Origin of the sequence: Pseudodonghicola xiamenensis DSM 18339 (assembly GCF_000429365.1) — a bacterium.
Taxonomy (GTDB): Bacteria; Pseudomonadota; Alphaproteobacteria; order Rhodobacterales; family Rhodobacteraceae; genus Pseudodonghicola; species Pseudodonghicola xiamenensis.
In genome coordinates this window covers 44,024-67,244 of record NZ_AUBS01000017.1, presented here as the reverse complement: position 1 = coordinate 67,244, position 23,221 = coordinate 44,024, and the positions used below count along the sequence as shown (strand labels likewise).

Here is a 23,221-nt window from a genome sequence, read left to right as displayed (position 1 = left end):
GCCGCTGCGGAGTGATCGCAAAGCCGATCGCAGCGGGCAGGTGGAACGGCGGCACTTTCAGAAAAGCGCATGCCGCTCAGCACTGTTCCAGTGCTGGGCATTCGGCCTGGTGCATGTCCTCTGCGAGGCTCCCCGGGGAGGGCGGCGTCGGGCTTGACCGGCTCCGGCGGCAAGCGGTCGGGGCCGATGACATGCAGCCCGGGGGGCTTTTGCACTCGAACGCGTCTGACCTCGGCCGGAGATCGCCCGGCTCGGTCTGGCAGGTTCGGCTACGCGACGTTGCGGCAGGTCAGGCGCAGTCCTGCACCGCCAGTTCCGCCATCTCCAGGGCGGCATCGCGAGAGCTTGCTACGGCGATGAACCGGGCGTTGTGGCAGAATTTCGCCCCTTGTACACCACAGGCGGCCTCCAGTTCGGCATCGGTCAGCCCGGCCCAGGCCGCAGGCAGATCGGCGCGGCTTTCGAAGCTGTCGCCGCTCTTGCGGATCGTGGTCAGCGCCCAGTCGCTGTCTCGGGGATGGATGACGAACAGCAGGTGGTCGGCCCCCGCCTTTTCAATGGCCGAACGGAACGGCATGCCCATCGGCAGCTCAAGAATAGGCGAGGCTCCGGCGGTTTCGATCGCTGCGGTTACCATGGCCTCGGCCCGGCGCTTGGCGGCGCGGCCGTTGATAGCGGCCTCGACAAAGGCGCGGGCGACCGGCAGCGCCGCAGCGAAGGCCTGATCGTCGGCCTCGGCGCCGCGGGTGTCGAAGCTGGGCTTCAGGGTTTCCAGCAGTGCCGGCAGGGTCAGACCGGAGAGCGGCCCCGCCGCCGAGGGCTCCAGCGCGCCGTTGTCGAGCAGATCGACGGGCAGGACGAACCCGTGATCGAAGCTGCGGTGAATATCGTCCAGATCCCGTTCCGGCACTGAAAGCGCGCGCAGGTAGTCATGGCCGTAGTGCTGCCAGATCAGCCCGAACGAGCTGTAGGGCTGCCCGTCCTCGCGCAGCGGATTCGGGCGCTGGTGGTGATCGAAGATCTGCGCCTGTGCATCATAGGCGCGACCGACATCATAGATGATCTTGCCCGCCCCGGGGGTGATCCAGGCCGCGTCACGCGATCGCACCAGCGTCGCATCCGGGAACAGCCGGGTGAGGATGACCGAGGACAGGAGTTCGTCGGCATGGAAGCCGCCGGAATGAGTGACAAGGTGGGTGATGGTCATAGAAGTCCCTGGAAATGAATGGGGCGCCAGAACAGGCCGCCCAATGACGGCGGGTGGGGAAGGACCCCGACCCGGACCCTGCGATATCGGTCTGCGGATCGGTCGGCATCGGGGTGGTTTCTCGCCCATGCGGTCACGATTGGCGCCCGATGTCGAGGCGCTTTGTGAAGCGGAGCCAGGTTGCGCCCGTGTATTTTGGAAAACCGTTCCATTACAATTGCTTGTTTTGCATCATATTGCACTCGGAGCAAGGAGGTCGCGCAAGCCGGGCTCTGCTGCTGCCGACTTGTGGGCCTGGGGATGAAGCAGGGGCGCCGAAACCGGCGTGTCCTCGGCCGGCTTGCAGAGAGATCATGAGGAGAGATCATGCGGGGAGAGCCTTGCGATCGGGGGCTGACACCGGCGGTGAGCGCCGTGATCTGGCCTTGTCGGCCTTTGCGCCTTCGCCTCCACTGCGGTGTTCCGGCTGTGAGCTCGGCGCCTCATGACCGCTCGAAAGGGATCACTCGGGCCATTCTCTCGACGTCGGACTCGTCCCTTATCCCCGCGTGGCAATCGCCCGTCCCGCCGCCACGGCCGACGACCAGGCCCATTGGAAGTTATATCCGCCAAGCCAGCCGGTCACATCCACCGCCTCGCCGATCGCATAAAGGCCGGGGAGCGTTTTTGCCTCCATCGTCTTCGATGACAGCCCGTCGGTGTCGATGCCGCCTAGCGTGACCTCAGCCGTGCGATACCCTTCGGTGCCGGACGGCGTCAGGCGCCAGTCGGACAACCGCGCGCAAAGCGTGGTGAGTGCGGCGTCGGATTGATCGGCCAGATTGCCGGAGAGGTCCAGCATGGGGCCAAGGTGGTCGATCAGCTTGGCTGGCAGGTGGCGCGCCAGTTCCGTGCTCAGCGCCTTGCGACCCGAGCTTTGGCGTTGCGCGCGCAAGAGGTCGTAAAGCGGCAGATCGGGGATCAGGTTCACCGCGATCTCCTCGCCCTCGCGCCAATAGGAGGAGAGCTGTAACACCGCCGGCCCGGACAGCCCGCGGTGGGTGAACAGCAGCGCCTCGTCGAAGCTGGCGCGCGCGTTCGACAGCCGGGCGGGCAGGGCGGTGCCCGACAGCGGTGCAAAACGACCGTCCGAAAAGGTGAAGGGCACCAGGGCGGGGCGCGTCTCGGTCACTGCCAGCCCGAACTGCCGCGCTATGTCATAGGCAAGGCCGGTGGCCCCCATCTTGGGGATGGATTTGCCCCCGGTCGCCAACACCAGATTGCGGCAGGTGACAGCGACCCGCTTGCCCTCCCGCTCCAGCTCCAGCGAAAAGCCGCTCTCCCGACGGGAGAGCGCGATGAGCTGCGTCGACAGCCAGAGCGTGGCGCCGGCGCTGGTCATCTCTGCCTGCAGCATCTCGACGATCTGGGTGGCCTTGTCGTCGCAGAAAAGCTGCCCCAGCGTCTTTTCGTGCCAGGCGATGCCGTGACGGCCGATTAGGTCGATGAAATCCCATTGGCTATAGCGGGCCAGCGCCGATTTGCAGAAATGCGGGTTCTGCGACAGGTAATTCTCGGGGCTCGCATAGAGGTTGGTGAAATTGCACCGTCCGCCGCCCGAGATGCGGATTTTCTCGCCCGGCGCGCGGGCCTGGTCTATGATCAACGTGCCCGGTCCAGCTTGGGCCGCGCACATCATGCCGGCCGCGCCGGCGCCGAGGATGACGGTTTGATACTCCATCCCCGCCGCTTGGCGCGGATCGCCGCCGTTGGCAAGAGGATCGCACTGGTGCGATGTCCATTTTCAGGCTAGACTTTCAAACAGACCCGGCAAACCGGGCGCATCAAGGCAGTCAACGGCAGAACGATACGGGCAGGATTACCATGACCGAGATGGTCTATGGCGCGGTCCCCGCGCAACGAGGCGAACCCATTCTTCCGAAATGGTGGCGGACGGTCGACAAATGGTCACTGTCCTGCGTGCTGATCCTTTCCGTGGTCGGCCTGCTTCTGGGGCTTGCCGCCTCGCCGCCCTTGGCTGCGCGCAACGGATTTCAGCCGTTCCATTATGTCGAGCGTCAGGCGGCCTTCGGGGCGCTGGCGATGGTGGCGATGCTGCTGACCTCGATGTTGTCGCCCACTCTGGTCCGGCGGCTGTCGGTGCTGGGCTTCGTCGGCGCCTTCATCGCGCTGGCGCTGCTGCCGGTGTTGGGCACCGATTTCGGCAAGGGGGCGGTGCGCTGGTATTCGCTGGGCTTCGCCAGCCTGCAGCCGTCCGAGTTCATGAAGCCGGTCTTCATCGTCGTCTCGGCCTGGATGCTGGCTGCAAGCCAGGAAATCAACGGACCGCCGGGCAAGGTCTGGTCGGTGTCGCTGTGCATCCTGATCGTCGGCATGCTGGTGATGCAGCCCGACTTCGGTCAGGCCAGCCTGGTGCTGTTCGGCTGGGCGGTGATGTATTTCGTCGCCGGCGCGCCGATGCTGCTGCTGCTGGGCATGGCGGGGGCGGTGGTGCTGGGCGGCACCGTGGCCTATTCCAGTTCGGAACACTTCGCCCGCCGGATCGACGGCTTTCTCAGCCCCGAGGTCGATCCGACCACCCAGCTCGGCTATGCCACCAATGCGATCCGCGAGGGCGGGCTGTTCGGGGTCGGCGTCGGCGAGGGGCAGGTGAAATGGTCGCTGCCCGATGCGCATACCGATTTCATCATCGCCGTCGCGGCCGAGGAATACGGGCTGATCCTGGTGATGATCATCATCGCGCTCTATTGCCTGGTCGTCGTGCGGTCGCTGCTGCGGTTGATGCGCGAACGCGATCCCTTCATCCGGCTGGCTGGCACCGGTCTTGCCTGTATCTTCGGGGTGCAGGCGATGATCAACATGGGCGTGGCGGTGCGTCTGTTGCCCGCCAAGGGGATGACGCTGCCCTTCGTCAGCTATGGCGGTTCGTCGCTGATTGCTGCCGGCATCTCGGTCGGCATGTTGCTTGCGCTGACGCGGACGCGCCCGCAGGGCGAGATCGGCGACATTCTGCGCGGACGCGGCTGATGGTCTGGTGCCGCAAGGCGTTTTGCGTCATTTCCGGCCGAACGAAAGCAGAGGCAGGAAGAGGCAGATGGCGCAAAAGCTGCTGATGATTGCCGCCGGCGGCACCGGCGGCCATATGTTCCCGGCGCAGGCCCTGGCCGAGGCAATGTTGCGGCGCGGCTGGCGGGTGAAACTGTCGACCGATGGGCGGGGCGCTCGCTATACCGGCGGCTTTCCCCATACGACCGAGATCACCGAGGTTTCCAGCGCCACCTTCGCCCGGGGTGGTATGCTGGCCAAGGCGCTGGTGGTGCCGAAGATCGCCGCCGGGGTGCTGGGCACCGCCTGGCAGATGCGGCGCGACCGGCCTGACGTGGTGGTGGGCTTTGGCGGCTATCCGTCGATCCCGGCGCTGGGGGCGGCGACGCTGCTGAAACTGCCGCGCATGATCCATGAACAGAACGGCGTGTTGGGCCGGGTCAATCAGGTCTTTGCCAAACGCGTCGCGGGGGTTGCCTGCGGCACCTGGCCCACCGAACTGCCCGCGGACGTGCCGGCCGAACATGTCGGCAATCCGGTACGCAGGGCCATCGCGGAACGGGCCGGCGCGGCCTATATCCCGCCGGGCGATTATCCGATGTCGATCCTGGTGCTGGGCGGCAGCCAGGGCGCACGCATTCTCTCCGATGCGGTGCCGGGTGCCATCGCCGCATTGCCCGAGACGCTGCGCCATCACATCCGGGTGAGCCATCAGGCCCGGGAGGAAGACAAGGCGCGGGTGACCGCCTTTTACGCCGAGGCGGGAATCGTCGCCGATGTGAAGACCTTCTTCAACGATGTGCCGGCCCGGATGTCCGAGGCGCAGCTGGTGATCAGCCGCGCCGGGGCCTCGACCCTCGCCGATCTGAGCGTGATCGGCCGACCGTCGATCCTGATCCCCTTTGCCGCCGCCGCCGCCGATCACCAGACCGCCAATGCCCGTGGGCTGGTCGAGGCTGGCGCTGCCATCCTGATCCCCGAGAGCCGCCTGGACGAGGCGACGCTTTCCACCCAGATCGCCACTGTGCTGAGCCACCCCGACGGGGCGGTGCAGATGGCCCATGCCGCGCTTGCCGCCGGCATCCCGGACGCGACTGACCGGCTGGTCGCTCTGGTCGAACAACTCGCCGAAGAAGGATAACCGATGACCCCCGCCACCAAACTGCCCACCGATGTCGGCCCGATCCACTTTGTCGGCATTGGCGGTATCGGCATGTCCGGCATTGCCGAGGTGCTGCTGAACTTCGGTTACCGGGTGCAGGGCTCGGATCTGAAGACCTCGAAGATCACCGATCGCCTGGCCGGGCTTGGCGCAGAGATTTTCGAAGGCCAGCGGGCGGAAAATCTGGAGCATGCCGAGGTCGTGGTGATCTCTTCTGCGATCAAGCCGGGCAACCCGGAACTGGACGAGGCCCGCCGCCGTGGCCTGCCGGTGGTGCGCCGGGCCGAGATGCTGGCCGAGCTGATGCGGCTGAAATCCAACGTTGCCATCGCCGGCACCCATGGCAAGACTACCACCACCACCCTGATGGCCGAGATGATGGTCGCCGGCGGGTTCGATCCCACCGTGGTCAATGGCGGCATCATTCATGCCTATGGCTCCAACGCGCGGATGGGGCAGGGCGAATGGATGGTGGTCGAGGCCGACGAGAGCGACGGCACCTTCAACCGGCTGCCGGCCACCATCGCCGTGGTCACCAATATCGACCCCGAGCATATGGAACATTGGGGCGATTTCGATCGGCTGCGCGACGGCTTCCTTCAGTTCGTGTCGAACATCCCCTTCTACGGGCTTGCCGTCTGCTGCACCGATCACCCGGAGGTTCAGGCGCTGGTCGGCCGGATCACCGACCGCCGGGTCACCACCTATGGTTTCAACGCCCAGGCCGATGTGCGGGCGGTCAATCTGCATTATGAGGCGGGGGTGGCGCATTTCGACATCCTGCTGCAGACCGAAGGCCAGGTGATCGAGGGCTGTACCCTGCCGATGCCGGGCGATCACAACGTGTCGAACGCGCTCGCCGCCGTCGCGGTGGCGCGGCATCTGGGGATGCGGCGGGGCGAAATCCGCGAGGCGCTGGCCAAGTTCGGCGGGGTGAACCGGCGCTTCACCAAGGTCGGCGAAGTCGACGGCGTCACCATCATCGACGATTACGGCCACCACCCGGTCGAGATCGCGGCGGTGCTGAAGGCCGCGCGCCAGGCGACCTCGGGCCGGGTGATCGCGGTGCACCAGCCGCACCGCTATACCCGCCTGCATGCGCTTTTCGATGATTTTTGCGCCTGTTTCAACGAGGCTGACGTGGTCGGTATCGCCGAGGTCTATGCCGCCGGCGAAGATCCGATCCCCGGCGCCAGCCGTGACGATCTGGTGGCGGGCCTTGTTCGTCACGGCCACCGCCACGCGCTGGCGGTGACCTCGGAAGACGAGCTGGCCCGGCTCGTGCGTGAGGAAACCAAGCCTGGCGACATGGTCGTCTGCCTCGGCGCCGGCACAATCAGCGCCTGGGCCAACCGCCTGCCGGATCGGCTGAAGAGCTGACCATGACCGCGCCCCTCAAACGCCGGATCGGGCTGGGATTGCTTACCGCCTATGGCGTGGGGGTGATGATCGGGGCGGGGATCTATGTGCTGGTCGGCGCGGTTGCGGTCGAGGCTGGGGTCTGGGCGCCCTTGTCCTTTCTGATCGCCGGGCTGATCGCGGCGCCGACGGCGCTCAGCTATGCCGAATTCTCCACCCGCCTGCCGGAGGCGGCGGGAGAGGCGGCCTATGTCGGGCAGGGGCTGAAAAGTCAGGCGCTGGCGCTGTTGGTGGGGCTCGCCATCGTGGCGGCCGGCACCATCTCGGCCGGGGCGGTGCTGCGCGGGGGCGTGGGTTATCTGACCCAGGTGTTGCCGGTCGGTACCGTGGTGGCGGTGGTGGCGCTTGGGGTGGCCCTGACGGCTGTGGCGGTTCTGGGGGTGCTCGAAAGCCTGGCACTGGCGGCGCTTTTCACGGTGATCGAGGTGGGTGGCCTGGTGCTGGTGATCTGGGCCGGTGCCTCTGCGGCGCCGAGCGCCGATATCTTGACGCCTGGCCCGCTGTCGCTGGCCGGGGTGGGGGTTGGCGCGGTGCTGGCCTTCTTCGCGTTCATTGGCTTCGAGGACATCGTGAACATGGCCGAGGAGGTCGAGCGGCCGCAGCACAACCTGCCGCGGGCGATCCTGATTTCGCTCGTGATCACCTCGGCGCTTTATGCCGCCGTCGCGCTGGCGGCGGTGCGCGCGGTGCCGCTGGCCGATCTCGCGGCGAGCGATAGCCCGCTGGTGCTGGTCTGGCGCGCCTCCGGTCAGGGAAGCGGGCATTTCCTGTCGGCCATCGCGGTCTTCGCGGCGCTGAACGGGGTGCTGGCGCAGATCGTGATGGCGGCGCGGGTGCTGTTTGGCCTGGGGCGGCGCACTGCGGCACTGGCGATCTTCCATCAGGCGCATCCCCGCTTCGGCACGCCAGTGCTGGCGACGGTGCTGGTGGGCATTCTGGTCATCCTGGCCTCGGCGCTGGTGCCGCTGATTACCCTGGCGGGGCTGACCTCTTCGATCCTGCTCGGGGTCTTCGTGCTGGTGAACCTCGCTCTGATCTTGCAAAAGCGCCGCGCGCCCATCGCCGATTTCCGGGTGCCGATGGCGGTGCCGGTGCTGGGGGTGATCGTCTCGGTCGCGGCGCTTGCCCTTTCGGTTCTGGGTCATCTCTGAGCCCTGCTCTCCGCCGTTGCGCTAGGGGAGGGGCGCTGTCCCCGGCGGTTTATGGCAAAGAAGGGTGGGGGATCATGTCGGAAACGGCGCTGCCTTGCCGACGCGTCTCCGTTTTGCGGGATTTTCACGGCGCGGGATGCGGGCCGGCTTGTTCCGGCCGGCGCGGGGCGCTAGCAGAGGGCATGACATTCGACGATCTGCCCCCCGTTCGTGGCCGGCTGTTGCAGGCCAAGCCGCTTTCCGATCTGACCTGGTTGCGCGTCGGCGGGCCGGCAGAGGTGTTGTTCCAGCCTGAAGATGCCGCCGATCTGGCGCAATTCCTGGCTGCGCTCGGTGCTGAGGTGCCGGTGATGCCGATGGGCGTCGGATCGAACCTGATCGTGCGCGACGGCGGCCTGCCGGGGGTGGTGATCCGGCTGGGGCGGGGCTTCAACGCGATTTCGGTCGAGGGCAGCCGGGTAACGGCGGGCGCTGCCGCGCTGGATGCCCATGTTGCGCGCAAGGCGGCTGAGGCTGGGGTCGATCTGGGCTTCTTGCGCACCATTCCGGGCAGTATCGGCGGTGCGCTGCGGATGAACGCGGGCTGCTATGGCTCTTATGTCGCTGATGTCTTCATCTCGGCCCGGGCGGTGACGCGGAGCGGCGAGATGATGGAGCTGGGGCCCGAGGACATGGGGTTTGCCTATCGTCACACCGATCTGCCGGAGGGGATGGTGTTGGTCGAGGCGACGTTCGAAGGGCCTTCGGGCGATCCGGCGGAGCTGGCGGCGCGGATGGAGGCGCAGCTCAAGCGCCGGGACGAGACGCAGCCGACCAAGGAGCGAACCGCAGGGTCGACCTTCCGCAATCCGGCCGGTTTCTCCAGCACCGGACGCGCCGACGATGTGCATGATCTGAAGGCTTGGAAGCTGATCGAGGACGCCGGCATGCGCGGGGCACGGCTGGGCGGCGCGCAGATGAGCGAAAAACACGCCAACTTTCTGATCAACGCCGGTGGCGCCTCTGCCGCAGAGCTGGAGGGGCTGGGCGAGTTGGTGCGAAAAAAGGTTTACGAAACCAGCGGCATAAAGCTAGAATGGGAAATCATGCGGATAGGCGACCCAAAGGGTGAGCCGGACGCAACATAATCATCCCCAACGCGCAACCGGCAGGCACATGACGGGCGCGAGAGGTGGCAAGCGACACGGGCTGCAAAGGTCCGGATACATTGAGGCACAACGTGGGTCAGTCGAGCGGAAAGACCCCCCTTGTGGCGGTATTGATGGGCGGTGCTTCGGCTGAACGCGAGGTGTCCCTGTCTTCCGGGCGTGAATGCGCCACCGCCCTGCGGGGAGAAGGCTATGAGGTGGTCGAGCTGGACGCCGGCTCGGACCTGGCCGAACGGTTGCGCGAAATCTCTCCGGATGTGGTGTTCAATGCGCTCCATGGTCGCTGGGGCGAGGATGGCTGTGTCCAGGGCCTTCTGGAGTGGCTGCGGATCCCCTATACCCATTCGGGTGTTCTGGCTTCGGCGCTGGCGATGGACAAGCAGCGCAGCAAGGCGGCCTATCGTGCTGCCGGTCTGCCCGTGGTCGACAGTCTGATCTGCGACAAGGCCGAGGTGTCGGCGCGCCATGTGATGGCGCCGCCCTATGTGGTCAAGCCGAACAATGAAGGGTCTTCGGTCGGGGTCTATCTGGTGCTTGATGGCGCCAACCGGCCGCCGCAGCTTTCGGCCGAGATGCCCGAACGGGTGATGGTCGAAACCTATGCCCCGGGCCGCGAGTTGACCACGACGGTGATGGATGACCGTGCCCTGACGGTGACCGATATCCTGACAGATGGCTGGTACGATTACGACGCCAAGTACAAGCCGGGTGGATCGCGGCATGTGGTGCCGGCGGATATCCCGGCCGAGATCTTCGATCTCTGCCTCGATTATGCGCTGCGGGCGCATCGGGCGCTTGGCTGCCGCGGTGTCAGCCGTACCGATTTCCGCTGGGACGAGAGCCGGGGCGCCGACGGTCTGGTGCTGCTGGAGACCAACACCCAGCCCGGGATGACGCCGACCTCGCTCAGCCCGGAGCAGGCGGCGACGCAGGGGGTGGGCTTCGGTGCCTTCTGCCGTTGGATGGTGGAGGACGCCTCGTGCGGCCGCTGATCCGGTTTTCCCGTCCCCGTCCCGCCACGCGCCATGATCCGGCACCGTCGCGGATGAAATACCGGATGCAGCGCTGGATGCTGACGCCGGGGATCCGGTTGGCGCTCAGGGTTGGGATCCCGTTCTGCCTGTGTTTCGCGATCGGGTCGGCCTTTCTGGCCGATCAGCAGCGGCGCGATGCGCTGAACCTCTTTATCGCGCAGTTGCGCGCCTCGATCCAGGAACGGCCGGAATTCATGGTCGGGCTGATGGCGATCGACGGTGCCGGCGATAGCCTGTCCGAAGATATCCGCGAGGCGGTGGGGCTGGATTTCCCGGTCAGCTCTTTCGATCTCGATCTCGAAAATATCCGTCAGACCATTGTCGGGCTCGATCCGGTCAAGACCGCCGCTGTGCGCATCCGCCCGGGTGGCATTCTTCAGGTGGATGTCACCGAGCGTCAGCCGGCGGTGATCTGGCGCAGCCGGTCCGGGGTGTCGATGCTGGATGAAAGCGGCACCCATGTGGACAGTCTGGCAAGCCGGTCGGAACGGCCCGATCTGCCGGTGATCGCGGGCGAGGGGGCCGATGCCCGGGTGCCCGAGGCGCTGGCGCTGATTTCTACGGCGCGCCCGCTGGCGAACCGGATGCGGGGGCTGGTGCGGATCGGAGAGCGGCGCTGGGATTTGGTCCTTGACCGGGGGCAGCGCATCCTGTTGCCGGCCGAAGCTCCGGTGCGGGCGCTGGAGCGGGTGCTGGCGCTGAACGAGGTGCAGGACCTGCTGGATCGCGATGTGGCGGTGGTGGACATGCGGCTGAAGGCGCGGCCGACCATCCGGATGACCCAGGCGGCGATCGAGGATTGGTGGAAGATAAGAAAAATAAACGGATACGGGCAGTAGCAGATGATGACGGATCTCTATCAATCGCAGCGGGCCATGCGGCAGATGCGACGCCAGGCGATGCAGCGCGGTGTGATCGCCATTCTCGATATCGGCAGTTCCAAGATCGCCTGTCTCGTGCTGCGGTTCGACGGCACCGGCAAGCTGAGTGAAGACAGCTCGATCGGGTCTTTGGCGGGGCAGAGCGGGTTTCGGGTGATCGGGGCGGCGACCACTAGGTCGCGCGGGGTGCAGTTCGGCGAGATCACCGCCATGCAGGAGACCGAACGCGCGATCCGCACGGCTCTGCAGGCGGCGCAGAAAATGGCGGAAATCCGGGTCGATCACGTCATCGCCTGCTTTTCCGGGGCCAACCCGCGATCTTACGGGTTGGATGCCACGGTCGAGCTGGAAGGTCAGGTGGTGACTGAGGCCGAGATTGCCCGGGTGCTGTCCTCTTGCGAGGTGCCGGAATACGGCGCCGGGCGCGAGGTGCTGCATGCTCAGCCGGTGAATTTCGCCCTTGATCATCGTTCCGGTCTGATCGACCCACGTGGTCAGTTGGGGCACAATCTGGCGGTCGATATGCATATGCTGACGGTCGATGCCACCGCGATCCAGAATCTGGTCCATTGCATCAAGCGCTGCGATCTCGAACTGGCCGGCATCGCCTCTTCGGCCTATGTCTCCGGCATCTCGGCGCTGGTCGAGGATGAGCAGGAACTGGGTGCGGCCTGCATCGATATGGGCGGCGGCACGACGTCGATCTCGATCTTCCTGAAAAAACACATGATCTATGCCGATTGCGTGCGCATGGGCGGCGATCACATCACCAGCGACATCTCGATGGGGCTGGGGGTCCCCACCGCGAATGCCGAGCGGATCAAGACGTTCTGCGGCGGGGTGCATGCCACCGGGGCGGATGACCGCGACATGATCGACATCGGCGGCGATACCGGCGATTGGGAACATGATCGCCGCACCGCCAGCCGGGCCGAGCTGATCGGCATCATGCGGCCGCGGGTCGAGGAAATCCTGGAAGAGGTGCGTGCGCGGCTGGATGCTGCGGGCTTCGAGTATCTGCCGAGCCAGCAGATCGTGCTGACCGGCGGGACGAGCCAGATCATGGGACTCGACGGCTTGGCGACGCGCATCTTGGGGCAGCAGGTGCGCTTGGGGCGTCCGCTCAGGGTACATGGGCTGCCGCAGTCGGCGACCGGTCCGGGGTTTGCCGGATCGGTGGGGCTGAGCCTTTTCGCGGCCAATCCCCAGGACGAGTGGTGGGATTTCGAGGTGCCGGTCGATCGCTATCCGGCTCGCAGCTTCCGGCGTGCGGTGAAGTGGTTTCGCGACAATTGGTGATGCGGTCCGAATTCCGTGATGGATTTTGGTGCCCGCCCCTCCTGTAGAAGGGGGGGGGGGGGGCCGAAGTCGCGGCAAGGTATCAGACGGGGCCGTGAAAACTTTGTGAGCCGAGGGTCTTTCCGGATGACGTCGGCCGTTTGACAGGATAAGCTATCTGAACCGTCCAAACCTCCCGGCAGTGGAGGTGGCGGTCTGAGGCCGGGCAGGGTCTTCGAAAGAGATTGCGAAACCTGTCGTCGCGGATGGTTCGGTTCCATCCGTGCGGTCGGCTATGTTGTGTTCAGAGTTGAGTAAGCGCCGATATTCGGTAGATACCGGCAAGATGCCGCGCAAAACGATGGATTTTGCCCCTTATTTCGTGGGGGAATCCCAGTTTTTGCGTGACGTTTCCGTCACAGTCCTTTATTTATTGGAACTGATAGGCAGAACAAGGCCGTGAATCGGCCCGGATCAGCACAGGCGGACAGTACTAATGACATTGAATCTTTCGATGCCCGGCCAGGAAGAACTGAAGCCGCGGATCACCGTTTTCGGCGTCGGCGGGGCGGGCGGCAACGCAGTCAACAACATGATTGAGAAGCAGCTTGAGGGGGTCGAGTTCGTTGTTGCGAACACTGACGCTCAGGCCTTGCAGCAAAGCCTGTCTCCGAACCGGGTGCAGCTTGGCGTGAAGGTCACCGAAGGACTGGGCGCCGGTGCCCGCGCCACGGTTGGCGCCGCCGCTGCCGAGGAAAGCATCGAACAGATCGTCGATCACCTGGCCGGGTCCCACATGTGCTTTATCACCGCCGGCATGGGCGGCGGCACCGGCACCGGGGCGGCGCCGATCATCGCGCAGGCCGCGCGGGAGCTGGGCGTGCTGACCGTCGGTGTGGTCACCAAGCCGTTCCAGTTCGAGGGCGGCAAGCGCATGCGCCAGGCCGAGGATGGCGTCGAGGCGCTGCAGAAGGTCGTTGATACGCTGATCATCATTCCGAACCAGAACCTGTTCCGCCTGGCGAATGAAAAGACCACCTTCACCGAAGCCTTCTCGATGGCCGACAATGTGCTCTATCAGGGCGTGAAAGGGATCTCCGACCTGATGGTGCGCCCGGGCCTGATCAACCTCGATTTTGCCGATGTCCGCTCGGTGATGGACGAGATGGGCAAGGCGATGATGGGCACCGGCGAAGGGGAAGGCGAGGATCGCGCGATCCAGGCTGCCGAAAAGGCGATCGCCAACCCGCTGCTGGACGAAATCAGCCTGAAGGGCGCCAAGGGCGTTCTGATCAACATCACCGGCAGTCACGACCTGACCCTGTTCGAACTGGACGAGGCCGCAAACCGTATCCGCGAGGAAGTGGACCCGGAAGCGAATATCATCGTTGGCTCGACGCTCGATACCAACATGGAAGGGGCGATGCGGGTTTCGGTCGTGGCGACCGGGATCGACGCCTCCGAGGCACACAGCGAAGTGCCGGTGCCGCGTCGGCCGCTGTCGCAGCCGCTCAAGCAGAAGGTGGCTGCCGAGGAAACCAGTGCGTCGCATGAACCGGAAATGTCGGTTGCCGCAAGCGCCCCCGTCGCCGAGCCCGAACAGACCGCTCCGGCCGCCGCCGTGGCGTCTGAGCCTGAGCCGAGCCTGTTCGAAGGTCTGGACGACCAGGCTGGGGCCTATCGTGACGACTATGGCCAGCAGCCGGTGATCGACGAAGACGACGGCCTGCCGCCGCCGGCCTATCGTCCGACGCAGCCGGCGTTCCAGCCGCGGGGCGATTACGAGGAAACCGAGGTGGATAGCTTCGTCGCACCCAAGGCCCCTGCGCCCGGTACGCCTTCGCCCGAGGCGCTGGCGCGCCTGCATGCCGCCGCACGCAAGGTGCCATCCGCGCCGCAGCAGGGGACGCAGCAGCAACGGCGGCAGCCGGCGGCGGCTCCCGCTCCGGCCCCGGCCCAGGAGCGTCGCGGCTTTGGCTTCAACCGGCTGATCGACCGGATGACCGGCCATGCGCCGGATACCCCGGCCCAGCCGGCTCCGGCTCCGCAACCGCAAATGCGGGCGCAACCGCAGATGCGTCGTAGCGAGGCGGCGGCAGCACAACCGGCAGCCGAACCCGAGCAGGAACAGGACCGGATCGAAATCCCGGCTTTCCTGCGCCGTCAAGCCAACTGAGTTAGTCAAATTGTTTTCAGAGAGGCCGCTTTCGGGCGGCCTTTTTCTTTTTGTATTCAGTGAATTGCGCGTGGTTGAGCGGCGCCCCGCCGACCGCGTCCTGCGATGTTTCATTCGGTTACAAAGATTGAGTTGAGCCTTTCGGAGGGGCTGACTACTTCGAATGCAACAGAAGGCCCGCTGCTCCTCTTTGGTTTGTGCGGCGCCTTGGAAACGACGGTAAGAGGCCGAATTTGCAACATACGCTGAGAGCCGCGGTGACGTTCAAAGGGGTCGGATTGCATTCCGGCGCCCCCACCACATTGGTGATCCGCCCAGCGGCGGCGGGCTACGGCATCTGGTTCAAGCGGACGGACATCTCGTTGGGCGATCGGATGGTTCCGGCCCTTTACGATGTGGCCGAGCAGACACCGTTGTGCACCCGGTTGGTCAATGCCGCCGGTGTGTCGGTTTCTACTGTCGAACATGTGATGGCTGCGCTGGCCGGTTGCGGCGTGCATAACGCTCTGATCGAGATCGACGGGCCCGAGGTTCCGATCATGGACGGTTCTTCTGCCCCCTTCGTGCGCGGTATCATGGCGCGCGGCCTGCGTCGGCAATTGTCGCCGGTTCTGGCCTATCAGGTGCTGGAAACGGTGTCGGTCGAACATAACGGGGCCCATGCCTCCCTGGCGCCGGCAGACCGGTTGACCATAGATTTCTCCATCGACTTCGCCGATCAGGCGATTGGCCGGCAGAGCAAGACGCTCGACATGGGGAACGGCGCTTTCGTTCGGGAGCTGTGTGACAGCCGCACCTTCTGCCGTTTTGCCGATGTCGAGGCGATGCAGAAGCAAGGGCTGGCGCTTGGCGGTACGCTCGACAACGCTGTGGTCGTCGATGGCGACCGGGTGCTGACCCCGGGCGGGCTGCGCCATCCGGATGAGGCGGTGCGCCACAAGATGCTGGACGCGATGGGCGATCTGGCATTGGCTGGCGGCGTGATCTTGGGCCATTACACCGGCTATCGTGCGGGTCACACGCTGACCAACCAGCTTTTGCGCAAGCTTTTCGCCACCCCCGGTGCCGTGCATCCGCTGCTCTGCGATGCCGAAACCGCAGCCCGCCTGCCGGGCAATGGCTTGGTATTGGACGAAATTCCCCAAGTTGCCTGAACCGCCGGTCGCGCGGGAGGGAACCGGTCGGCGCCGTCGCGTGATCGGCGTTTAAGACGTTTTGCACCGGAAATTTCTGTGCTAGACCGAGGCGCAAACAGGCGATCCGCCTGACAAGGACGATGAGGGTTGGCAAGCATGATCGGCATGTCGTGGGCAAGAACCATCGGGGCATTCATTCTGATGGCGCTGTTGGCGGCATGCGGAACCGGACCGGTTGATAAGTCACAAAAGCTTGATGGCTATACCCCCGAGCAGATTTTCCAGCGGGGTGAGTTCGAACTGTCGCGCAAGCGGCCGAGCGATGCGGCCTATTACTTTTCTGAGGTCGAGCGGCTTTATCCCTATTCGAACTGGGCCAAGCGGGCGCTGATCATGCAGGCGTTCTCGTTCCATCAGGGCCAGGATTACGAAGAAAGCCGTGCCGCGGCGCAGCGGTATATCGACTTCTACCCGACGGATGAGGATGCGGCCTATGCGCAATATCTTCTGGCGCTCAGCTATTACGACCAGATTGACGAAGTCGGTCGCGACCAAGGGCTGACCTTCCAGGCGTTGCAGGCGCTCAGGACGCTGATCGAGGTCTATCCGGATAGCGAATATGCCACCTCGGCGATGATGAAATTCGATCTTGCCTTCGACCATCTGGCGGCGAAGGAAATGGAAATCGGTCGCTACTATCTGAAGCACAAGCAATATGGCGCGGCGATCAACCGATTCCGTGTGGTGGTGGAGCAGTTCCAGACCACCAGCCATACCGCCGAAGCGCTGCACCGTCTGGTCGAGGCCTATCTGTCGCTGGGGTTGACCGACGAGGCGCAGACCGCCGGGGCCATCCTGGGATACAACTATCAATCGTCGGAATGGTATCAGGACAGCTATAAGCTGCTGACGTCGCAGGGGCTGAAACTCAAGAGCAAGGGCAACAGCTGGCTCAGCCAGATTTACCGCCAGTCGGTTCAGGGGAAATGGCTCTGATCTCAGAGCTGTCAGAGCGGGGCTGGGGTCATGCTGCGTTCGCTTGATGTCCACGATTTGCTGATCATTGACCGGCTGGAGCTGAGCTTCCAGCCGGGTCTCAATGTGCTGACCGGCGAGACGGGGGCGGGGAAATCCATCCTGCTCGATTCGCTGGGCTTCGTGCTGGGTTGGCGCGGCCGGGCTGAATTGGTGCGTCAGGGGGCGGCCCAGGGTGAGGTTGTCGCCACCTTCGACCTGCCGACAGGCCATGCGGCGCATCGCGTGCTGGAAGACGCTGGGCTTCCGGGCGGAGAGGAACTGATCCTGCGCCGGGTCAATACCGCCGATGGGCGCAAGACCGCCTGGGTCAACGACCGCCGCTGTTCCGGCGAGGTTCTGCGCGCGCTGTCCGATACTCTGGTCGAATTGCATGGCCAGCAGGATGATCGGGGGCTGCTGAACCCGCGTGCGCATCGCGCCATGCTGGATACATTTGCGGGCCTAGACGGGACCGAGGTGCGCGGCGCCTGGCGCGGGCTTCAATCCGCGCGCAAGGCGGTGGCGGAAACCCAGGCCATGCTCGATGCCGTGCGCGAGGAAGAGGAATTCCTGCGCCACGCGGTGGCCGAACTCGACAAGCTCGATCCGCAGCCGGGGGAGGATGCCGAGCTCGACGCCCGACGCCGTCAGATGCAGGGCGCGGAACGTATTCGCGATGATGTGGCGCGGGCGTTCGCGCTGCTGGGGCATGAGGGGGCCGAGGGGGCGATGGGCGAGGCGCTGCGCTGGCTCGATGGTGTCGCCGTCGATGCCGGCCACGCGCTGGAGGCCCCGCTTGCCGCCCTTGGCCGGGCGATGATCGAACTGGGTGAGGCGCAGGACGGGGTGGAGCGCTGTCTTGAAGCACTGGAGTTCAACCCTTCAGAGCTGGAGCAGGCAGAGGAGCGGTTGTTCGCGATCCGCGCGCTTGCCCGCAAGCATGGGGTACAGCCCGACGATTTGGGCGATTTCGCCGGGACGCTGCGGGACCGTCTGGCGACCCTGGACGCGGGAGAGCATGATCTGGAAGATCGCCGCGCGACGTTGAAAGCGGCAGAGCTGGCCTATGATGCCGCTGCCGCCCAGCTATCCGCTGCGCGGGCCGAGGCCGCAGGGCGGCTCGACAAGGCAGTGATGGCGGAGCTTGCGCCGCTCAAGATGGAGCGCGCCGTCTTCGAGACACTGATCACCCAGGCAGAGGCTGGCCCCGAAGGGACTGACGCGGTGGCCTTCACGGTTGCCACCAACCCGGGCGCTCCGGCGGGGCCGCTGAACAAGATCGCCTCCGGCGGGGAGCTCAGCCGCTTTCTATTGGCACTCAAGGTCTGCCTGCGGGGCAGCGACAGCGGCGTCACCATGATCTTCGACGAAATCGACCGTGGAGTCGGCGGGGCCACCGCCGATGCGGTGGGCCGTCGGCTGGCGGCGCTGGCGCAGGGCGGTCAGGTTCTGGTCGTCACCCATTCGCCGCAGGTGGCCGCCCGCGGGGCGCATCACTGGCGGGTGCAGAAACGGGTGAGCGAGGGGATGACATTGTCGACCGTGACGCCGCTGGAACCGTCCGAGCGGGTGGATGAGATCGCCCGTATGGTCGCCGGCGACAGCATCACCGACGAAGCCCGCGCCGCCGCCCGTGCACTGCTGGCAGGATAACGGCCCGGTGATTTTCCTAGGCATGTATCGATCTCAGGCGGCAGAGCAGGGCGCGAGGCCCTGCCGGGCCTGACTTGACGGCTATCCGTTACGAATGCGCGCCCGGATCAGCGTGCGCATTCATAAGCATAGACCTTTTCCGTCGCGCCCGGAGGCGTGAATTCCAGATGGTCGAGCCGGGCGCCATAGCTGACCAGATCGACAGGGAAGGTATTCAACCCTGCCTCTTTCACCAGCACTTTCTGGCCCTCGATACTGTAGGACACGCGGAAGGCTTCGCTGCTGGATTCAAGCATCAGAAGGATGCCGTAGTCGAAGGTGATCGGATGGGCGCAATCCGCCGGTGTCGTGCCGGGATTCAGCCGAAGCGGTTCAGGTTGCATGGTCCAGCGGCCAACCAGAAAGCTCGGGGCAGCAGGCTTGAAGCTGTCATAGCCCCGCATGGTTCGATATTCATCGAGGTAGACCGGGAAGCTGCGGCTCTCGCGGATCTGGGTGAGATAGAGCTCGGGGTTGGAAACCCGAAGATCCTTGAAATAGCTCTCGGCCCGGCCGTTGAGATCATGCAGGACTGCGAAATAGATCGCGATGGCCACCAGAGACACACCGTAGACCAGAAGCTCCCCCCGGCTGGGCCGGTAGTTCCGCCATTGTCTCGAGGTCGCCATTTTCAAGTCCTTTCCGCCAAAAAAGCGTGATATTTGGTATCTTTTGCCCCGGTTCCGCTTTGCAATATCCAGCGCAGAGGCGTAGCTGGGGGCGTCCGAGCCATCCCGGGTTCGGGCGGCTTGCGCCGACTCTATAGTCCTCGCCGCCGGACTCCACAATTGCTGCACATCAAAGATGACCGATACAACAACAAGCGACCCCGCAAACCCGCCCTCCGATAGCCGCAACGTCTCGATTATTGCGCTGAGCATGATCGCCATAGGCATTGGGATCGTCACCGGGCTAGGTGCGATTGCGCTGCGCTACCTCATTTCGGTCATCCACAATTTCTTTTTCCTCGGCATCTTCTCCTTCGACTACGATGCCAACGTTCCGACCTCGCCGGCCCCCTATGGTGCGCTGGTCATTCTGGCGCCGGTGGTAGGTGGCGCCATTGTTTTATGGCTGGTGCGGCGCTTCGCGCCCGAAGCCAAGGGCCACGGCGTGCCTGAGGTGATGAATGCGATCTACTACCGGAACGGATATATTCGGCCGCAGGTGGTTCTGATCAAGTCGCTGGCATCGGCGATGTCGATCGGATCGGGCGCCTCGGTCGGGCGCGAGGGGCCGATCATCCAGATCGGGTCAGGTATCGGTTCAGTGCTCGGGCGGATGTTCAACCTGCGTAGCTGGCAGGTGATCACCATGGTGGCCGCGGGTGCCGGTGCCGGGATCGCGGCGACGTTCAACACGCCGCTGGGCGCGGTTCTTTTCGCAGTGGAGCTGATGTTGCCGGAATTCAGCGCGCGCACGCTGTTGCCGGTGGTGCTGGCGACCGGTACGGCGACCTATGTGGGGCGGTTGGCTTTCGGGATCGAACCGGCGTTCCTGGTCGCGGCGCATAACCGTCCTGACCTGTTCGTGCCGCTGTCCGTCGATATGCTGCCGCTTTACGTGATCTTCGGCCTGTTGGCGGGCCTGGCATCCTGGCTGTTCATCAAGGTCCTGTACCGGACCGAAGATCTGTTCGACGACTGGAAGATCAACCCCTATCTGAAGAACGCCATCGGGATGCTGTCGCTGGGCATCCTGTTCTATGTGCTGCTGCTGACCACTGGCCAATATCATACCGAGAGCGTCGGCTATGCGTCGATTGAGGCCGTGCTGACCGGCCAGCTTGCCGCCCCGGGCTTTCTGCTGCTGCTCTTCGTGCTGAAGATGATCGCCACCTCGGTATCTCTCGGTGCCGGTGCCTCGGGCGGGGTGTTTTCTCCCTCCTTGTTCCTGGGGGCCATGCTTGGCGGGGCCTTTGGCGGGGCGCTTGATCTGATGTTCCCGCATCTGGGCTTCCATTCGGTCACTTTCGCCCTGATCGGCATGGCCGGGATTGTAGGGGCCTCGACCGGGGGCGCGATCACCTCGATCATGATGCTGTTCGAGATGACGGGGGATTACACCATCACCGTCGCCGCGATCATCGCCGTGGTCTGTGCCGTCGGGGTGCGCCGCCGTTTGACGGAGGATGATATCTATACCACCAAGCTGAGCCGTCGGGGGCATCATATCCCGCGTGAAAGCCGCTCGCACAGCTTCTCGATCCGGCGCATTCGCGATCTGATGGCGCCTGCCGTGGGGATCTTGGAAAAATCGGACCTTGGTCCCAGCGGCGTGGTGGATACGGATCTTGGCGAAGAGCGCGTCTATGCGGTAGTGACCGAAGGGCGCCATGTGGTGGGGGTTGTCCGGGTGCATCCGGAGGATCCGACCAAGCGCCACGGTCCGATCATCAAACCGGTCGGCTTTGCCCAGGAGACGAGCTTCCTGCGCGGTGCGATGACGCAGATGGCAGACCGTAATCACGCGGCGCTGCTTGTCATCCCGGAAAAGGCGATCCCGCGTGCGGAAAATGTCATTGGTGTACTGACACGGGACGCGATCGCGACATCCGTTCTGCGTGATTACCGAAGCTAACGCCTCTTCACGAAAGGCCTTTCACAGGGCGACAGGACAAACGCCTGTCATGGGCTGGCTCTCTCTCCGGCGCCTGTAGGCGCCTGAGAGAGGCGGCAGGATGCAATAGATCAACCCAGGAAAGCGGGGGCCATTCGACAGGCATGGTCTTCTGGCCGCGCCGCGAAAGGGGGCGGTATTGGCATCGACTGATTGCGGGGGACGCCTTGCGACAGCCATCTTCGCAGCGATGCCTGCTTTCGATCGCGAGAAGATCGGTTCAGTGCCGTGGCGCCTGCTCACATGGGGGCGAATCGCAGGCCGGAACTTTGGGGTGCTCACCCAGATCAACGCGCTGAAGGCCTAAGTTTAGGCACTGGTTACACCAGTGGTCGAGGAGCACTTCTAAACGGGAAACAGTCGCTCATTCGCCTTTAGATTGTTTTCTTATTCGCATCGGATTTGATGATATTTTGTTTTAATTTCGGTCGTGGATAGCCTTCGTCATACGAACTGGTTGATTGTCTGTTAAGAAATGACACAACGGGACCGTGCCCACGGGTGGTCATCTTATTTGTGAAGGAGAATACCATGGCGACGCTTGTTTCTGATCCTCTGTCGGATGAATTCATCTATGTCGGGGCGGCGGCGGCCACGCATCGGTTCCCGGGGACCGAGGCGGACGATGTGCTGAAAGGCACCGGTGGCGACGATCAGATGAACGGCCGTGGTGGCGATGATGAGCTTTACGGCTATGGCGGTGATGATGTCCTGCGCGGCGGCGAGGGCGACGATTTCCTGAATGGCGCAGGTGGCAACGATACGCTGATCGGCCATCTTGGTGACGACACGCTGTCAGGCGGTCCGGGTGACGATCACGCGGATGGTGGTTTTGGCGAAGACACCATCTGGGGGCATGACGGCAATGATGAGCTTTATGGCGGTGGTAACAACGATTTCATCAGCGGTGGTGAAGGCGACGACCGGATCTACGGGGGGGATGGCAAGGACCTTCTGCGCGGCGATGCCGGTGCAGACCGCATCTTCGGCGGGGCCGGAAATGACACCATCTACGGCAATGATGGTGACGATGTGATCTTCGGCCAGGCCGGTCGGGATAATATCTATGGCGGCAGCGGCAAGGATACGATTTCCGGCGGCGGTGGCGACGACTCCATCGAAGGCGGTGACGGCGATGATATCCTGTCAGGCAACAAGGGCGCCGATATCCTGCTGGGCGGGGACGGTGACGACAAGCTTAAGGGCGGTGCCCAGGACGATCAGCTTCTGGGTCAGGACGGTGATGATGTGCTTTTGGGCGGCACCGGTGACGATATCCTGACAGGTGGCAACGGCGACGACATCCTGCGCGGCCAGAAGGGTGACGATCTGATCAACGCCGAGGACAACACCCTGAGCCAGGACCTGGTCTATGGCGGTGATGGCGCGGATATCATGATCGGCGACTATAACGATATCCTGTCCGGTGGTGCTGGAGTGGATCAGTTCGTTATCCTGAACAAAGGCGGCGACGGCGTCGAGATCACCGATTTCTCGCTCGCCGATGGCGAAACGCTGACGCTGCGCGATGCCGAGAGCGGTGGCTATACCACTGCCGATCTGGCGGCCAATGTGACACTGGCCGCCACCGCGGACGGTTTGGGCACGCTGCTGTCCTACGATGGCGCATTGGTGGCCCAGCTCGATGGTGTCACGGTGGATGAACTGACGGCGGCCTCGGATTGGTTGTTGCCGTCGGCCTGATCGCTGGACGAGAGAGACAATGAAAACGCCCCGGGCCTGATGGTCCGGGGCGTTTTCTGTCTGTCGGGGTGTGCGTGGCGCGCGCGATCAGATTTGTTCGATGGTCACGCTGTCGCTAGGATGAAAAGCCACATATTCGGCGATTTCATCCATTCCCTCGAATGGGGCTTCATAGGTCCAGGCGGCGTTTTCATGGACCGAGGACTTGGTGATGATCGAATAATGATGCGCGTCGCCTCTGTGCGGGCAATGTGTCACCTTGTCGGTGCGTTCCAGAAAGGCCATGGCAATGTCGGAGCGGGGAAAATAGATGACAGGATCATAACCCTCTTCGCTCAATTCCAACGCGGCGCTGGTCTCTCCCAGGATCGCCCCGCCCGAGCGCACGGTCCAAACCCCCGGCACTTTACGGATTCTGATATGGTCTGCCATCTGTTGTCGTCCTTCCCCTGGCGTATCGTTCAATTCATTCCTTGGCGGCACCACGTAACAATCCGGTGTCATCACCGGGACCGTCGCGGCGTCACTGCCGGGGGTCTGCGGGCGGCGGGA

At 64.3% G+C, this 23,221-nt stretch carries 18 protein-coding genes; 14 read left to right on the top strand and 4 right to left on the bottom strand.

The genetic code is table 11. The annotated features are described in order from the left end of the window. Window positions 1-289: 289 nt before the first annotated feature. Together G455_RS0114435 and G455_RS0114430 are read right to left on the bottom strand one after the other, a co-directional pair. Window positions 290-1,207, bottom strand: a complete 918-nt coding sequence (locus G455_RS0114435) for an MYG1 family protein (protein WP_028094351.1) — start codon at window positions 1,205-1,207, stop codon at window positions 290-292. Window positions 1,208-1,745: 538 nt separating this feature from the next. Then, on the bottom strand, window positions 1,746-2,927 hold the full coding sequence (locus tag G455_RS0114430; protein WP_028094350.1) for a BaiN/RdsA family NAD(P)/FAD-dependent oxidoreductase: 1,182 nt from the start codon (window positions 2,925-2,927) through the stop codon (window positions 1,746-1,748). A gap of 143 nt (window positions 2,928-3,070) precedes the next feature. On the opposite strand from G455_RS0114430, the gene ftsW reads away from it, so the two are divergent. The 12 genes from ftsW to recN all read left to right on the top strand — a co-directional run bounded on the left by ftsW (window position 3,071) and on the right by recN (window position 18,307). Further along, window positions 3,071-4,234: a putative lipid II flippase FtsW gene (gene ftsW / locus G455_RS0114425; RefSeq protein WP_028094349.1), complete on the top strand. Its 1,164-nt coding sequence runs from the start codon at window positions 3,071-3,073 to the stop codon at window positions 4,232-4,234. A 67-nt stretch (window positions 4,235-4,301) separates the two neighbouring features. Continuing rightward, window positions 4,302-5,393 carry a UDP-N-acetylglucosamine--N-acetylmuramyl-(pentapeptide) pyrophosphoryl-undecaprenol N-acetylglucosamine transferase gene (locus G455_RS0114420; RefSeq protein WP_028094348.1) on the top strand — a complete coding sequence of 364 codons (1,092 nt, stop codon included), beginning with the start codon at window positions 4,302-4,304 and terminating at the stop codon, window positions 5,391-5,393. A 3-nt stretch (window positions 5,394-5,396) separates the two neighbouring features. Next, the gene (gene murC / locus G455_RS0114415) at window positions 5,397-6,794 is read left to right on the top strand and encodes a UDP-N-acetylmuramate--L-alanine ligase (protein WP_028094347.1); all 1,398 of its coding nucleotides are present in this window, start codon (window positions 5,397-5,399) and stop codon (window positions 6,792-6,794) included. A 2-nt stretch (window positions 6,795-6,796) separates the two neighbouring features. Continuing rightward, window positions 6,797-7,984 (top strand): APC family permease, encoded by a 1,188-nt coding sequence (locus G455_RS0114410; RefSeq protein WP_028094346.1) that lies wholly within the window; start codon window positions 6,797-6,799, stop codon window positions 7,982-7,984. 182 nt (window positions 7,985-8,166) lie between these two features. Beyond that, on the top strand, window positions 8,167-9,111 hold the full coding sequence (gene murB / locus G455_RS0114405; protein WP_028094345.1) for a UDP-N-acetylmuramate dehydrogenase: 945 nt from the start codon (window positions 8,167-8,169) through the stop codon (window positions 9,109-9,111). A gap of 134 nt (window positions 9,112-9,245) precedes the next feature. Continuing rightward, on the top strand, window positions 9,246-10,124 hold the full coding sequence (locus G455_RS0114400) for a D-alanine--D-alanine ligase (RefSeq protein WP_407636246.1): 879 nt from the start codon (window positions 9,246-9,248) through the stop codon (window positions 10,122-10,124). Continuing rightward, window positions 10,112-11,005 (top strand): cell division protein FtsQ/DivIB, encoded by an 894-nt coding sequence (locus tag G455_RS0114395; RefSeq protein WP_028094343.1) that lies wholly within the window; start codon window positions 10,112-10,114, stop codon window positions 11,003-11,005. Before G455_RS0114400 ends, G455_RS0114395 begins: the two co-directional genes overlap by 13 nt. A gap of 6 nt (window positions 11,006-11,011) precedes the next feature. Next, complete coding sequence (gene ftsA / locus G455_RS0114390) at window positions 11,012-12,346, top strand: cell division protein FtsA (protein WP_028094342.1); 1,335 nt, start codon at window positions 11,012-11,014, stop codon at window positions 12,344-12,346. Window positions 12,347-12,821: 475 nt separating this feature from the next. After that, on the top strand, window positions 12,822-14,501 hold the full coding sequence (gene ftsZ, locus G455_RS0114385; RefSeq protein ID WP_028094341.1) for a cell division protein FtsZ: 1,680 nt from the start codon (window positions 12,822-12,824) through the stop codon (window positions 14,499-14,501). Window positions 14,502-14,734: 233 nt separating this feature from the next. Next, entirely contained in the window at window positions 14,735-15,655 is a 921-nt protein-coding gene (gene lpxC, locus G455_RS0114380) for a UDP-3-O-acyl-N-acetylglucosamine deacetylase (protein ID WP_028094340.1), read from the top strand. Window positions 15,656-15,793: 138 nt separating this feature from the next. Then, window positions 15,794-16,633, top strand: a complete 840-nt coding sequence (locus tag G455_RS0114375) for an outer membrane protein assembly factor BamD (protein WP_028094339.1) — start codon at window positions 15,794-15,796, stop codon at window positions 16,631-16,633. Window positions 16,634-16,663: 30 nt separating this feature from the next. After that, window positions 16,664-18,307, top strand: a complete 1,644-nt coding sequence (gene recN / locus G455_RS0114370) for a DNA repair protein RecN (RefSeq protein WP_028094338.1) — start codon at window positions 16,664-16,666, stop codon at window positions 18,305-18,307. 107 nt (window positions 18,308-18,414) lie between these two features. Here recN and G455_RS0114365 read toward each other — a convergent pair whose 3' ends face one another. Further along, a complete protein-coding gene (locus G455_RS0114365) occupies window positions 18,415-18,975 on the bottom strand; it encodes a hypothetical protein (RefSeq protein WP_028094337.1) in 561 nt (186 codons plus the stop codon). A 175-nt stretch (window positions 18,976-19,150) separates the two neighbouring features. Between G455_RS0114365 and G455_RS24195 the strand changes: the two genes are divergently transcribed. Continuing rightward, window positions 19,151-20,926, top strand: a complete 1,776-nt coding sequence (locus G455_RS24195; protein ID WP_035366800.1) for a chloride channel protein — start codon at window positions 19,151-19,153, stop codon at window positions 20,924-20,926. A gap of 570 nt (window positions 20,927-21,496) precedes the next feature. Next, window positions 21,497-22,669: a calcium-binding protein gene (locus G455_RS24190; RefSeq protein WP_051312518.1), complete on the top strand. Its 1,173-nt coding sequence runs from the start codon at window positions 21,497-21,499 to the stop codon at window positions 22,667-22,669. Window positions 22,670-22,756: 87 nt separating this feature from the next. Here G455_RS24190 and G455_RS0114350 read toward each other — a convergent pair whose 3' ends face one another. Beyond that, a complete protein-coding gene (locus G455_RS0114350) occupies window positions 22,757-23,101 on the bottom strand; it encodes a DUF427 domain-containing protein (RefSeq protein WP_028094336.1) in 345 nt (114 codons plus the stop codon). Window positions 23,102-23,221: the final 120 nt, after the last annotated feature.